Annotated in this window: 12 protein-coding genes; 10 read left to right on the top strand and 2 right to left on the bottom strand. The window is 60.2% G+C overall.

Going from position 1 to position 14,505, the window contains the following annotated elements; genetic code table 11:
• Positions 1-5: 5 nt before the first annotated feature.
• Together ACPJXG_RS16055 and map are read right to left on the bottom strand one after the other, a co-directional pair.
• Positions 6-2,573, bottom strand: coding sequence for a [protein-PII] uridylyltransferase (locus ACPJXG_RS16055; RefSeq protein WP_314607564.1), 2,568 nt, complete (start codon positions 2,571-2,573; stop codon positions 6-8).
• A 35-nt stretch (positions 2,574-2,608) separates the two neighbouring features.
• Positions 2,609-3,421, bottom strand: a complete 813-nt coding sequence (map, locus tag ACPJXG_RS16050) for a type I methionyl aminopeptidase (RefSeq protein ID WP_035826955.1) — start codon at positions 3,419-3,421, stop codon at positions 2,609-2,611.
• A 390-nt stretch (positions 3,422-3,811) separates the two neighbouring features.
• On the opposite strand from map, the gene rpsB reads away from it, so the two are divergent.
• From rpsB to ACPJXG_RS16000, 10 genes are all read left to right on the top strand, one after another.
• On the top strand, positions 3,812-4,564 hold the full coding sequence (rpsB, locus tag ACPJXG_RS16045; protein WP_010397614.1) for a 30S ribosomal protein S2: 753 nt from the start codon (positions 3,812-3,814) through the stop codon (positions 4,562-4,564).
• 158 nt (positions 4,565-4,722) lie between these two features.
• Positions 4,723-5,634 carry a translation elongation factor Ts gene (tsf, locus tag ACPJXG_RS16040; protein WP_034752260.1) on the top strand — a complete coding sequence of 304 codons (912 nt, stop codon included), beginning with the start codon at positions 4,723-4,725 and terminating at the stop codon, positions 5,632-5,634.
• A 148-nt stretch (positions 5,635-5,782) separates the two neighbouring features.
• A complete protein-coding gene (gene pyrH / locus ACPJXG_RS16035; protein WP_035818156.1) occupies positions 5,783-6,499 on the top strand; it encodes a UMP kinase in 717 nt (238 codons plus the stop codon).
• A 177-nt stretch (positions 6,500-6,676) separates the two neighbouring features.
• Positions 6,677-7,237 carry a ribosome recycling factor gene (gene frr, locus ACPJXG_RS16030; RefSeq protein WP_034784152.1) on the top strand — a complete coding sequence of 187 codons (561 nt, stop codon included), beginning with the start codon at positions 6,677-6,679 and terminating at the stop codon, positions 7,235-7,237.
• A gap of 98 nt (positions 7,238-7,335) precedes the next feature.
• Entirely contained in the window at positions 7,336-8,103 is a 768-nt protein-coding gene (gene uppS, locus ACPJXG_RS16025) for a polyprenyl diphosphate synthase (RefSeq protein WP_278318717.1), read from the top strand.
• Positions 8,103-8,936, top strand: coding sequence for a phosphatidate cytidylyltransferase (locus ACPJXG_RS16020; protein ID WP_425251666.1), 834 nt, complete (start codon positions 8,103-8,105; stop codon positions 8,934-8,936). The genes uppS and ACPJXG_RS16020 overlap by 1 nt, the downstream gene beginning before the upstream one ends.
• Before the next feature lie 8 nt (positions 8,937-8,944).
• Positions 8,945-10,129 (top strand): 1-deoxy-D-xylulose-5-phosphate reductoisomerase, encoded by a 1,185-nt coding sequence (gene ispC, locus ACPJXG_RS16015; RefSeq protein WP_425251665.1) that lies wholly within the window; start codon positions 8,945-8,947, stop codon positions 10,127-10,129.
• A complete protein-coding gene (gene rseP, locus ACPJXG_RS16010) occupies positions 10,126-11,487 on the top strand; it encodes an RIP metalloprotease RseP (RefSeq protein WP_035818163.1) in 1,362 nt (453 codons plus the stop codon). The genes ispC and rseP overlap by 4 nt, the downstream gene beginning before the upstream one ends.
• A gap of 83 nt (positions 11,488-11,570) precedes the next feature.
• Complete coding sequence (gene bamA, locus ACPJXG_RS16005; RefSeq protein ID WP_035818165.1) at positions 11,571-13,907, top strand: outer membrane protein assembly factor BamA; 2,337 nt, start codon at positions 11,571-11,573, stop codon at positions 13,905-13,907.
• Positions 13,908-13,958: 51 nt separating this feature from the next.
• Entirely contained in the window at positions 13,959-14,477 is a 519-nt protein-coding gene (locus tag ACPJXG_RS16000; RefSeq protein WP_051958405.1) for an OmpH family outer membrane protein, read from the top strand.
• Positions 14,478-14,505: the final 28 nt, after the last annotated feature.

Genomic DNA, 14,505 nt, shown 5'->3' with positions numbered 1-14,505 from the left:
AAAGTCTACACTTTCAGCGCATCGAGTAAATCGGTTTCCAGCAATATCTGGTTGCGGGCATTGTTGAGCGCGGGCCCGTCGACGAGGAAGACGTCTTCGACCCGCTCGCCCAGGGTCATGATCTTGGCCGTGTGCAAGTTGATGCGGTACTTGGTCAGCACGTTGGCGATCGCATACAGCAAGCCCGTGCGGTCGTTGGCCGCCACCGACAGTAAATAATATTGACCCTTTTCATCGGGCCGCAAATCCACGGTCGGCTGGAAGGGGAAGGTGCGCGACAGGCGCGACAGCCGTCCCTTGCCCGGCGGCGGCAGTGGCGTTTGCGACTGCAGCAGCTCGCCCAGCTCATGCTCGATCAGGCTGATGATGTCGCGGTAGCTCTTGGCGAAGTTCTGCTCGGTGACAAGGAAGGTGTCGAGCGCATAGCCGTTTTTCGTTGTGTGGATCTTCGCGTCGAGGATGCTGAAATTCTTGCGGTCGAAATAACTGCAGATGCGCGCGAACAGGTCGGGCTGGTCGGGAATGTACACGGCCACCTGCAAGCCTTCGCCGATGGGCGCCAGCCGGCATTTTACCACCGGCAACTTGCTGTCGAGCTTGTCATACAGCGAGCGCGTCTGCCAGGCGATGTCGGACGCGTCGTGGCGCAGGAAATACGCCACGTCCAGCTGCTGCCACAGTTTCAGATGGGCATCGGGCGGCAAACCGTACAGGCGCAGGGTGGCCAGCGCTTCCTGCTGGCGGTTTTTCAGCTCGCGGTCGGCCGTGTGCGGCTCGCCGCCTAGCACGCGCAAGGTGATCTTGTACAAGTCTTCCAGCAGCTTGCCCTTCCAGGCATTCCACACTTTCGGGCTGGTGCCGCGGATGTCGGCCACCGTCAGCAGGTACAAGCCCGTCAGATGACGCTCGTCCTTGACCACTTTCGCAAAGGCGGCGATGACGTCGGGATCGGACAAGTCCTGCTTTTGCGCCACTTGCGACATGGTCAGGTGATTTTCCACCAAGAAAGCCACGAGTTCCGTGTCTTCTTGCGACAGGCCGTGGTCCTGGCAGAACTGGGTGGCGTCGGCCACGCCCAGCTTCGAGTGGTCGCCGCCGCGGCCCTTGGCGATGTCGTGGAACAGGGCCGCCACGTACAGCAGCCACGACTGCGAGAAGTCGGCCATCAGCTGGCTGCAGAACGGGTATTCGTGTGCGTGTTCACTCATGGTGAAGCGGCGCATGTTACGCACCACCATCAGAATGTGCTGGTCGACCGTGTACACATGGAACAGGTCGTGCTGCATCTGGCCCACGATGCGGCGGAAATTCGGCAGGTAGCGCCCCAGGATGCTCATCTCGTTCATGCGCCGCAGCGCATGGATGATGCCGACCGGGGCTTGCATGATGCGCAGGAAGAGGGCGCGGTTGACGGGATCTTGGCGGAAGGCGGCGTCGATCTTGAAGCGCGCGTGCCACAGGGCCCGCGTGGCGCGCGAGGTCATGCCCTTCAGGGCTGGGCGTTCCGTCATCAGCACGAAGACTTCCAGCATGGCCGATGGGTATTGTTCGAAGGTATCGTCGGCGCTGATGTCGATCAGGCTGTTGACTTCATTGAAGCGCTCGTTGATGGGCACGGCCACGTCGTCTTGCGGAAACAGCCGTGCCTCGATGTTTTGCAGCAAAATCGTATTGAGCTGGGTCACCGTCTTGGCGGCCCAGTAATAGCGTTGCATCAGAAATTCGCTGGCGCGGCGCATGTGCGGCCCGCTGCCCGTCGCTTGCAGGCCCAGCGATTCGGCGATCGCCGTCTGCACGTCGAACACGAGGCGGTCTTCGCGCCGGCCCGCGTGCAGGTGCAGGCGCACGCGGATATCCTTGAAGGCGCGCTCCTTTTCCATCAACTGGCGCGCTTCCGTCAGGGTGATCAGGCCGCCCGTGGCCAGGGTGCGCCACGAGTTCGCCAGGCCGGCTGCCTTGGCCACCCACAGGATCACTTGCAAGTCGCGCAGGCCGCCCGGGCTTTCCTTGCAATTCGGTTCCAGGCTGAAGGCCGTGTCCTCGTACTTGGCGTGTCTCTGGCGCATTTCCGCCGTTTTTGCCTGAAAGAAGGCTTGCGGGTCCATGGCCGCGTCGTAGCGCTGCTGCAATTGCGCGAACAGGTCCGCGTTGCCGCACACGAGGCGCGCTTCGAGCAAGCTTGTTTGCACGGTGATGTCGGCCTTCGATTCGACCAGGCACTCGTCGACCGTGCGGATGCTGTGGCCGATTTCGAGGCCCAGGTCCCACAGCAGTTGCACCAGTTCCTCGAGCTTTTCCTGCGTGGCGGCGTCGGGCGCCTGTTGCAGCAGGATCAGCAGGTCGACGTCGGAATACGGAAACAGTTCGCCGCGGCCATAGCCGCCCACGCCCACCAGGGCCGTGCCTGGCGGCAAGCCCGCTTCCTGCCAGGCACGCGCCAGCACGCCATCGACGCTGTGGCGCAGGCTGCGCAGCAGTTTTTCAGGCTTGCCGTCGGCCTGGAAGGCCGCAATGACGACCTGGCGGTCGGCTTTCAGTTGCTGTTTCAGCTGTTCCCGAACTTGCTTTTTCATCTGGGCCCTGGGGTGGCGGTGCGTGGGATGGAGAATCAGGCTTTGTTCAGGATCAAGGCGGGTGGCGGCGGCATGCCGGGCGAGACGGTCAGCACTTCATAGCCCGTTTCCGTCACCAGCACCGTGTGTTCCCATTGCGCCGACAGGCTGCGGTCCTTGGTTTTGATGGTCCAGCCGTCGTTCATTTCGCGGATTTCGCGGCGGCCCGAGTTGATCATCGGCTCGACCGTGAAAATCATGCCCGCTTCCAGGCGCTCCAGGGTGCCTGGTTTGCCGTAATGCAGCACTTGCGGCTCTTCATGGAAGACCTTGCCGATGCCGTGGCCGCAGAATTCGCGCACCACGCTGTAGCCGGCCTTTTCAGCATGCTGCTGGATGGCGTGGCCGATATCGCCCAGGTGGGCGCCCGGCTTGATCTGGTCGATGCCCAGCCACATGCATTCATAGGTGATTTCCGACAGGCGCTTGGCCAGGATGGTCGGCGTGCCGACGAGGAACATGCGGCTGTTGTCGCCGTGGTAGCCATCCTTGATGACGGTGATGTCGAGGTTGACGGAGTCGCCGCTTTTCAGGACCTTGTCGCCGGGAATGCCGTGGCAAATGACGTCGTTGACGGAGGTGCAGATGGCTTTCGGGTAAGGCGTGTAGCCGGGCGGGCAATAGTTCAGCGGGGCAGGGATGGTGCCCTGCACGTTGACCATGTATTCGTGACACAGGCGGTCCAGTTCGCCGGTCGTGACGCCGACCTTGACGAAAGGCGTGATGTAATCGAGTACTTCGGCGCCGAGTTTGCCGGCAACGCGCATGCCTTCGATGTCGGCGGCGGTATTGATACGGATGGTGGACATGGTGTAATTCGCAATCTGCAAGATGTTCGGGTGAAAAGCACAGACGAATCTCAGCGTATGAGGAAAAGTCTGCAAATATGTCGAAATTATAAACGAGGCGCCCGGCATCCGCCGCCTCCATCCTGTGGCTGGCAGGTGATTTTTGCGGGAAAACCGATGGTCGATACGCCTTGCACCAGTGTGGTGCAACGCTTGCCGTCGCTGCGCGCGCGATTTGCGGCGCGGGCTTGATGAAATGGGCATTTCAGTGTAGAATCCCGGGTTGCTTGAATTCTCTTTTAAGCAATGCAGTAAAACAGTGTCTTTAATTTATATAAACACGCGAATCCGGTCGACAAGGGTGCCTGTATGGTGACTGATCGGATTCCAGACCCAACCCTGGAGTTAATAATGTCCGTAACAATGCGCGAAATGCTGGAAGCCGGTGTCCACTTTGGTCACCAAACCCGTTTTTGGAATCCAAAAATGGCACCGTTCATCTTCGGCCATCGCAACAAGATCCACATCATCAACCTGGAAAAAACCATGGCGATGTACCAGGACGCAATGAAGCACGTGCGTCAACTGGCTGCAAACCGTGGCACCATCCTGATGGTTGGCACCAAGCGTCAAGCTCGCGAAATCATCGCTGCTGAAGCACAACGCGCTGGCGTGCCTTTCGTTGATCAACGTTGGTTGGGCGGCATGCTGACCAACTTCAAAACGATCAAAACCTCGATCAAGCGTCTGAAAGACATGGAAGTGATGATCGAAGACGGTTCGATCGAGAAGCTGTCGAAAAAAGAAGCGCTGATGTTCTCCCGCGAAATGATCAAGCTGCAAAAATCGATCGGCGGCATCAAGGACATGGGCGGCATTCCTGACGCAATCTTCGTTGTGGACGTCGGCTACCACAAAGGTGCGATCACCGAAGCAGCTAAACTGGGTATCCCGGTCATCGGCGTTGTCGATACCAACCACTCCCCAGAAGGCGTGAACTTCGTGATCCCAGGTAACGATGACTCCTCGAAAGCCATCATGTTGTACGCTCGCGGTGTTGCTGATGCAATCATCGAAGGCCGTGCAGCTGCCGGTAACGAAGTTGTTGAAATGGTTAAAGCAGCCGCTGGCGACGAATTCGTCGAAGTTAACGAACAGGCTTAATGGCCAGGCTATCGCAAGATAGCCGTTTGTAAGCACAGCAGTAAGGGAAAAGGGGTGGCAGCAGCTCCCCCTTTTTTTTAACAAAAAAACGATAGTGACCGCTGGCGAGGCATGCATGCCCGGCCGCGACTATCGACTCACCGAATCAGGAGAAACACATGGCAGCGATTACAGCAGCGATGGTAGGCGAATTACGCGGCAAAACCGACGCACCAATGATGGAATGCAAAAAAGCACTGACCGAAGCCGAAGGCGACATGGCTCGTGCGGAAGAGATCCTGCGCGTCAAACTGGGCGGCAAGGCATCGAAAGCATCGGCACGCATCACCGCTGAAGGCGTCGTGGCAACCTACATCGCCAACGGCGTAGGCGCCCTGGTCGAAGTGAACTCGGAAACCGACTTCGTTGCGAAAAACGACGATTTCCTGGCGCTGGCCAACAACGCTGCCCGTCTGGTAGCAGAACACAACCCGGCTGACGTCGCTGCCCTGCTGGCTCTGCCGCTCGACGGCAAGACCCTGGAAGACGTGCGCGCTGCCCTGATCGGCAAAATCGGCGAAAACATGACCATCCGCCGCTTCCAGCGTTTCGAAACCAGCGCCAAGCTGGCTTCGTACCTGCACGGTTCGCGCATTGGCGTGATCGTCGAATTCGACGGCGCCGATGAGCAAGTGGGTAAAGACGTGGCCATGCACATCGCTGCCATGAAGCCAGTGTCGCTGTCGTCGAACGAAGTTCCTGCGGAACTGATCGAAAAAGAGCGTTCGGTTGCACAACTGAAAGCCGAAGAAGACGCAGCCAAAGCGGCGGCCGAAGGCAAGCCAGCGCAATCGCCGGAAATCCTGGCCAAGCGCCTGGAAGGCTCCGTGCAGAAGTTCCTGAAAGAAGTTTCCCTGCTGAATCAGGCTTTCGTGAAAAACGACAAGCTGTCGGTTGAGCAAATGCTGAAGGCGGCTAACACCAGCGTCAAAGGTTTCGCCATGTACGTAGTGGGCGAGGGCATCGAGAAGAAGCAAGACGACTTCGCAGCAGAAGTCGCAGCACAGATGGCTGCCTCCCAGGGAGCGTAAGTAAAGCGGGCCGAGAGGCCCGTTTTTTTGGCCCGCCCGCACCTGTCGTGCCGGGCGGCGGCATGGGCAGCTTCCTCCCGCCTATCCGGCGCTGCAAGGCGCTGCGCCATGTCATACTCGAATAACCTCATTTATGGAGCCCCAGCTCATGTCAAAACCAGCCTACAAGCGCGTCCTCCTCAAGTTGTCCGGCGAAGCCCTGATGGGCGATGATCCCTACGGCATCAACCGCGCCACGATCGAGCGCATGGTGGCCGATGTGGCCGAGGTGGCGAAGTTGGGTGTGGAACTGGCAATCGTGATTGGCGGCGGCAATATTTTCCGCGGCGTCGCGCCTGGCGCGCAAGGCATGGACCGTGCCACCGCCGACTACATGGGCATGCTTGCCACCGTGATGAACGCACTGGCCCTGGCCGATGCCATGCGCCACGTCGGCATTACCGCGCGCGTCATGTCGGCCATCGGCATCGAGCAAGTGGTCGAGCCGTACGTCCGCCCGAAAGCCCTGCAATACCTGGAAGAAGGTAAAGTGGTGGTCTTCGCCGCCGGCACCGGCAATCCGTTCTTCACCACCGACACGGCAGCTGCCCTGCGCGGTGCCGAGATCAGCGCCGAGATCGTCCTGAAGGCCACTAAGGTCGACGGCGTGTACACGGCCGATCCGCAGAAAGATCCGAACGCCACCCTGTTCCACACGATTACGTTCGACGACGCCATCGCCAAGCACCTGCAAGTGATGGATGCCACGGCATTCGCCCTGTGCCGCGACCAGAAACTGCCAATCAAAGTGTTTTCGATCACCAAGCCAGGCGCGCTGATGCGCGTCATCATGGGCGAAGATGAAGGCACGCTGGTTCACGTATAGAAATAAGGAGCACCGAGAAACCGTCCATGGCTGCGTTGCAGCGCCTCGCCGTACATTCGTACTGTCTTCGGCGCTGCGCCTTGCCCTGAACGGTTTTCGGCACTCCCGACTGCGCGAACATTTACACTGCAGTGAATAATTGTAATACCCATTTATTATCAAGATATAGGAGGGCGTATGTCCTTAGCTGACGTTAAAAAGAACACCCAGGAACGCATGACGAAGTCGCTGGAAACACTGCGGGCCGACCTGGCCAAAGTGCGTACCGGCCGCGCCCATACGGGTATCCTGGACCACGTGATGGTCGATTACTACGGTTCGCCGACGGCGCTGACCCAGGTTGCCAACGTGACCCTGATCGACGCGCGCACCATCGGTGTGCAGCCGTACGAAAAGAAGATGGCCAACACCATCGAAAAAGCCATCCGCGACGCCGACCTGGGCCTGAACCCGTCGGCACAGGGCGACCTGATCCGCGTTCCGACGCCGCCGCTGACGGAAGAGCGCCGCAAGGAAATGGTCAAGCTGGTCAAGAGCGAAGCGGAAGACGCGAAGATTGCCGTGCGTAACATTCGCCGCGATGCGAACGAGTCGCTGAAGAAGCTGGTCAAGGAAAAAGCCTGCTCCGAGGACGATGAGCGCCGCTCGTCGGAAGAAGTGCAGAAGCTGACGGACAAGTTTATTGCCGACATCGACAAGATGGTCGTCGACAAAGAAAAAGAAGTGCTGACGGTCTAGTTTTCAGTCCTTCGACACTGCCCGGAAAAGCATGGCTTTTCCGGGCAGTGCTATTTGGCGCATAATAGCTATCTTTTATTTTTGGTATTCTTGTTTTCATGATCTATTCGAGTTCGACAACGGCAGTACCTGAGGTCGGTACGGTGCCGCGCCATGTGGCAATCATTATGGATGGCAATGGTCGCTGGGCAACCAAACGCTTCCTGCCCCGCGTGGCTGGCCACGTCAAGGGCGCCGACGCCGTGCGCGGCATCGTCGAGACTTGCCTCGAACGCGGTGTCGAGTACCTGACCCTGTTTGCCTTCAGTTCTGAAAACTGGCGCCGCCCGGAAGAAGAGGTGTCGATGCTGATGCGCCTGTTCGTCACGATGCTGGAACGCGAAGTGGTCAAGATGCATGCCAACGATATCCGCCTGAAGGTGGTGGGCGACCTGTCGCGCTTCAATGAGCAGCTGCAAACCCTGATCGCCAATGCGGAGCGCAAGACGGCGAACAACACACGCCTGACGGTGTCCATCTGCGCCAATTACGGCGGCCGCTGGGACATCATGCAGGCAGTCAATAAAATGACGGCCGAGGCGGCAGTCAATGGCCAGCCCGCCGCACACGCTTACACGGAAGAGCAACTGGCGCCGCACCTGGCCATGGCCTACGCGCCCGAGCCCGACCTGTTCATCCGCACGGGCGGCGAGCAGCGCATTTCCAATTTCCTCCTGTGGCAACTGGCGTACACTGAGTTGTTTTTCACCGAGACTTTCTGGCCCGACTTCAATGACGAGTGCCTCGACGCGGCAATCGCGTCTTACCAGCAGCGCGAACGGCGCTTTGGCCGTACCAGCGCGCAATTAACTGAAAAGACAAACTGATGCTGAAAACACGGATAATCACCGCCCTGGTCTTGTTGGCGGTCTTGCTGCCGGTTCTGTATCTGAATTATTTCCCCGCCTTCGCCGTGATCGCCACGGCGTTCTTCGGCGCCGCCATCTGGGAAAGTTTCCGCATTTTCAAAAATCGCCAGGCGCTGCTGATTGCCGCCATCTGGACTGCCGCCTTCGCGTATACGTTTTTTGTCGGTAACGGCATGGCGCAGCTCAATTTCTGGTTCGCCCTGTGTGTGGCCATCTGGCTGATCCGTTTCGTGCCTTCGCTGGCGACGGGCTTGCCGCCCACCGAAGGCCTGGGCAATACCTTGCTCAGCCTGGTGTACCCGGTGACCATCGTCGGCTGTTTTGTTGCCATCATCGCCCTGTTCCTGCATAGCCCCTTGTACCTGCTGTCCGTCATGGCCCTCGTGTGGATCGCCGATATCGGCGCGTACTTCTCGGGCAAGGCTTTCGGCAAGCGCAAGCTGGCGCCAAGTATTTCCCCCGGTAAATCCTGGGAAGGCGCCATCGGCGGCGGCATCGCCGTGCTCGTCATCTCCGCCATCACCATCGTGGCCGCGCCATCGCTGCCGGTCTTGCAAGACACCTTTGCCGTGCAGCTACAATTGCGCCGCGGCTGGCTGGTGGCCTTGCTGGTGCTGCTGCTGATCGTCGCCGCCAGCATCGTCGGCGACCTGTTCGAATCCCAATTGAAGCGCCGCGCCGGCATCAAGGACAGCAGCAACCTGCTGCCTGGCCATGGCGGCGTACTCGACCGTATCGATGCCTTGATCCCGGTCCTGCCATTTGCCGCCCTCGTGGCCAGCTGGCTTTAAGGAAACTCATGCAATACATCACCATCCTTGGCGCGACCGGCTCGATCGGCGTGTCCACCCTGGACGTGCTCGCGCGTCATCCGGAGCAATACAGCGTGTATGCGCTGAGCGCGCACAGCCGTGTGGCTGAGCTGGCCGCCCAGTGTCTGCAATTCCGTCCCCAGCGCGCCGTCGTCGGCACGGCGGATGCCGCCCTTGAACTGACGCGCTTGCTGCGCGGGCAGGGCGTCGATACGCAGGTCGAGTACGGCGTGGACGCCCTGTGCGCCATCGCCAGCGCGCCGCAAGTGACGGGTGTGATGGCGGCCATCGTCGGCGCGGCCGGCCTGGCGCCCACCCTGGCGGCGGCGCGTGCTGGCAAGAAAGTATTGTTGGCCAATAAAGAAGCGCTGGTGATGTCCGGCCAGCTGTTCATCGATGCCGTGCACGATAACGGCGCCGTGCTGCTGCCGATCGACAGCGAACACAACGCCATCTTCCAATGCATGCCGCACGCCCATGGCCGCGCGCCGGGCGCCGCCGGCGTGGCGAAAATCGTGCTGACCGCTTCCGGCGGTCCCTTCCTCACGCGCGATGTCGAGACGCTCGACGCGGTCACGCCGGACCAGGCCTGCAAGCATCCGACCTGGGCCATGGGACGCAAGATTTCCGTCGATTCGGCCACCATGATGAACAAGGGCTTGGAAGTGATCGAGGCGCACTGGCTGTTCGGCGCGCCGGCCGAGCAGATCGAAGTGCTGATCCACCCGCAAAGCGTGATCCATTCGATGGTGTCGTACATCGACGGTTCCGTGCTGGCCCAGCTGGGCAATCCGGACATGCGCACGCCGATCGCGCACGCGCTGGCGTATCCGCAGCGTATCGCTTCCGGCGTGGCGCAACTGGACCTGGCGCAAGTGGCGACCCTGCAGTTCGAGCGTCCCGATTTCCGCCGTTTCCCTTGCCTGGCGCTGGCGTTCGACGCCTTGCGCGCGGGCGGTACGGCGCCGGCCCTGCTGAACGCGGCCAATGAAGTGGCCGTGCAAGCGTTTCTTGACGAACAGATCGGCTTCCGCCATATCGACCGGGTCATCGCGCACGTGATCGAGACGGTGCCGCACGGCGCCGCGTCCAGCATCGAAGCCGTGATGGAGCAGGACCGCCTGGCCCGAGCGGTCGCGCAAGCGTACATCGCCCAAAGGCTGGCCGCATGACCTTGATTACCACCTTGCTGGCGTTCATCGTTGCGCTGGGTTCGCTGATCACTCTGCACGAGCTGGGGCATTACCTGGTGGCGCGCTGGTGCGGCGTCAAAGTGCTGCGTTTCTCGATCGGCATGGGAAAAGTGGTGTATTCGCGCAAGTTTGGCAAGGACCAGACGGAGTGGGCGATTTCCGCGCTGCCGCTGGGCGGCTATGTGAGCATGCTCGACAGCCGCGCGCAAGACCTCAGCGATTTGCCGGAAAGCGAATTGCGCCGCGAATTCACGCGCCAGAGCGTGTGGCGCCGCATCGCCATCGTGGCCGCCGGCCCGCTGGCCAATTTCCTCGTCGCCATCGTGCTGTATGCGGGCCTGTTCATGCATGGCATCGAAGAGCCATCGAGTAAACTCGGTCCCGTGGCCGAAGAGACGGCCGCCCATGCGGCCGGCTTGCGCAGCGGCGATACGGTTGAAGCGGTGAATGGCAAGGCCGTGGCCAGCTGGTCCGAACTGCGCTGGGAATTGATCCAGGCTACCCTCGACAAGCAGCCGGCCCGCATCGAAGTGCGCCGTCCCGACCGCGGCCAGCAGGAAGCGATCTTGCCGACGGCCAGCCTGACGGAAACGGACCTGGAAGGCGACGTGCTGGGCAAGCTGGGCCTGACCCTGGCCCGTTCCGCGCCCACCTTGATGGAAATCATGCCCGGTGGCGCCGCCGCGCGCGCCGGCCTGCAGAAGAACGACCAGATCCTGGCCATCGATGAACAGCCCGTGCACGACGTGGCGGCCGTCATCGCCACCCTGAGCCAGGCGCCGGGCAAGACCTTGCAATTGCAGCTCCTGCGCCAGGGCCAGGATCTGACCCTGTCCATCACGCCCGACGCCGTGCCGGGTGCCGGGGCGGAGGGAGCTGTAACAGTTGGTAAGATACAAGCAAAGCTGGGGCAGGTGCCGGATATGATCACCGTGGCATCCGGACCGTTCGCCGCCGTGGGCAAGGCGTCCACCAAGGTCTGGGATACCAGTGTCATGAGCCTGAAAATGCTGGGCAAAATGATCACCGGCCAGGTCTCGCTGAAGAATGTGACGGGGCCCATTACCATCGCCGATTATGCGGGCCAGACGGCGCGCATCGGCCTGGTAAGCTACCTGAGCTTCATTGCCTTCATCAGTATCAGTCTGGGCGTGATGAATTTGCTACCCATTCCTGTTCTGGATGGCGGGCATTTGCTGTATTATTCGCTGGAAGTTTTGACCGGACGCCCCTTGCCGGAGCGCGTAGGCGAGATTGCCCAGCGCCTGGGGATCGGTTTGTTGCTGACCTTGATGGTGCTTGCCGTCTTTAATGACGTGTTGCGATTGCTGAATTAGGGCGGTGGTTGATGCCATTGCGTGAGTCGCACAAGCAATCTTTTGTGTATGTTGTCCATTGATTTACCCATTGAATAACCCCAATGAAATTACATTCTGCTCGTTTTGCCTTGCCTTCCTTTCGCCGCAGCCTGATCGGCGCCGCCGTCATGGCCATCTGTTCCGGCCACGCGCTGGCCGTCCAGCCATTTACTGTCAAGGACATCCGGGTCGAAGGGATCCAGCGTACTGAAGCGGGCACCGTGTTTGCCTACCTGCCGGTGCGGGTCGGCGAAACGTTCTCCGACGAGAAGAGTATCGCCGCCATCAAGGCCCTGTATGCGACGGGCATGTTCAAGGATGTGCGCCTGGAAGCCGAGGGCGATGTGCTGGTGGTGCTGGTCGAGGAACGTCCGGCCATCGCTTCCGTGGCATTTACGGGTACCAAGGAATTTGAAAAGGATGTGCTGGTCAAGGCATTGAAGGAAATCGGCGTGGGTGAAGCCAAGATTTTCGACAAGGCATCCGTTGACCGCGCGGAACAGGAACTCAAGCGCCAGTACCTGTCGCATGGCCTGTATGGCGTGAAGATCACCACCACCGTCACGCCGATCGAGCGCAACCGCGTCAACGTGGTGTTCGCCGTCGACGAGGGCGACGTGGCCCGCATCAAGCAGATCAATATCGTCGGCAACAAGGCCTTCACCGACAAGGAGCTGCGCGAACAGCTGGCCTTGAATACGGGCGGCTGGTTCAGCTGGTACACCAAGGCCGATCAATATTCGAAGACCAAGCTGACGGGCGACATCGAGTCGCTCAAGTCCTACTACCTGGACCGCGGCTATATCGAGATGCAGGTCGACTCGACGCAAGTGTCGATCACGCCCGATAAAAAAGACATTTACCTGACGATCAATATCACCGAAGGTGAAAAGTACAAGATCGCCGGCACCAAGTTCGAAGGCGAGATGTTCGGCCGCGAAGAAGAACTGAAAGCCCTGAACCTGATGCGCGAAGGCGAGATCTATTCGGGCGCGCGCCTGACGGCCACGAACAAGCGCATCCAGGACCGCCTGGCCACGTTCGGCTACGCCTTTGCCAACGTCAACGCCAATCCGGAAATCAACCGTGAAAAGCATGAAGTCGGTTTCACCTTCTTCATCGATCCGGGCAAGCGCGTCTATGTGCGCCACATGAATATCGCCGGCAACACCACCACGCGCGATGAAGTCATCCGCCGTGAATTCCGCCAGTTCGAATCGTCCTGGTACGACAGCAACAAGATCAAGCTGTCGCGCGACCGTGTCGACCGCCTCGGCTACTTCAAGGACGTGACCATCGACACGCCGGAAGCGCAGGGCACGACCGACCAGGTCGACGTCAACGTGACGGTGGTGGAAAAACCGACGGGTAACTTCCTGATCGGCGGCGCGTTCTCGCAATCGGAAAAATTCACGCTGTCGGCGTCGATTTCGCAGGCCAACTTCGCCGGTAGCGGCAACACGGTCGGCATTGAACTCAATACCAGCCATTACAGCCGCACCATTGCGTTTTCGCAAACCAATCCGTACTACACGGACGATGGCATTTCGCGCAGTTTTGAAGTCTACCTGCGCACGACGGAACCGCCGGCGCTGAATATCGGCAGCTACAAGATCAAGCAGACCGGCGGCCGCGTCAGTTTCGGCGTGCCGTTCTCGGAAGTCGATACCGTCTTCTTTGGTATCGGCGGCGAGCGCTCGCGCATCGAGACCGATATCACCAGCCCGATCCGCTTCAAGCAGTACGTGGTCGACAATGGCGGCCCGTCCGACGGCATCGGTTCGGCCACGACGAACTCCATTCCGCTGACGGCGGCATGGCAGCGCGACAGCCGCGACAGCGCCCTGACGCCATCGATCGGCCGCTACCAGCGCGTCAACCTGGAGGCTGACCTGATCGGCGACCAGAAGTACTTCCGTGCCATCTACGAGCACCAGTATTTCCGTCCGCTGTTCAGCAAAGTCACCCTGGCGCTGAAGGGTGAGCTCGATTACGGCCACGGCATCGGCAAGCACGTGTATCCGGTCTTCAAGAACTTCTACGGCGGCGGCATCGGTTCGGTGCGCGGCTACCTGAGTTCCTCGCTGGGCGCGGTCGAACCGAGCACCAACGATGCCTTGGGCGGCGCTTCGCGCCTGATCGCCAACGCGGAACTGCAGATGCCATTCCCCGGTTCGGGCAATGACCGCAGCTTGCGCTGGTTCGGTTTCCTTGACGGCGGCCAGGTCTACCAGGAAGGCGAAAAAATGCGTCTGTCGCAATTGCGCTATTCTGCTGGCTTGGGCATCAGCTGGATTTCACCGGTGGGCCCGCTCAAGCTGAGCTATGCCAAGCCGCTGAACGCCAAGCCGACGGACCGCCTGGAGCGCTTCCAGTTCCAGATGGGCACCGGTTTTTAACCGGCCATCTGAACCGGGGCGAGAGCTTTTACTTTTTGACCATGGAGTATCATGAACACCGCATCCGCTACCCTGCCCAAGACCCTTGCCGTGATCGCATTGTGCTGGAGTTCGCTGTTGCCGGTGCAGGCGCAGGCTCAGGAGTCGAAGATCGCCTGGATCAGCAGCGAACGTATTTATAACGAATCGAGACTGGCCAAGCTGGCCAGCGCCAAGCTGGCCGAAGAGTTCCGCTCGCGTGAAAAGGCCGTGCAGGAACTGGCCAGCCGCTTCAAGGTCGCCAACGAAGCCCTGGAAAAGGACATGCCGACCCTGAGCGAGGCGGAGCGCGCCAAGCGCCAGCGCGAGTTTTTCGAGCTGGACAAGGAGCTGCAACGCCGCCAGCGCGAGTTTCGCGAAGACCTGAGCCAGCGCACGAACGAAGAGCGCAGCGCCATCGCGGAAAAAGCCAACACCATCATCCAGCAGATGGCGCATATCGAAGGATATGACATCGTGCTGCAGGAAGCCCTGTGGGCCAGCCCGCGCATCGACATTACCGACAAGGTTTTGAAGGCGCTGGACAAGTAACAGTAACGGTTTCAAGCCTGGCAGTGCC

The sequence above is a fragment of the Janthinobacterium sp. NFX145 genome, assembly GCF_049810325.1.
Taxonomy (GTDB): domain Bacteria; phylum Pseudomonadota; class Gammaproteobacteria; order Burkholderiales; family Burkholderiaceae_D; genus Janthinobacterium; species Janthinobacterium rivuli.
Note: the sequence above shows the minus strand (reverse complement) of the source record. Positions and strands in the feature narration are given on the sequence as shown.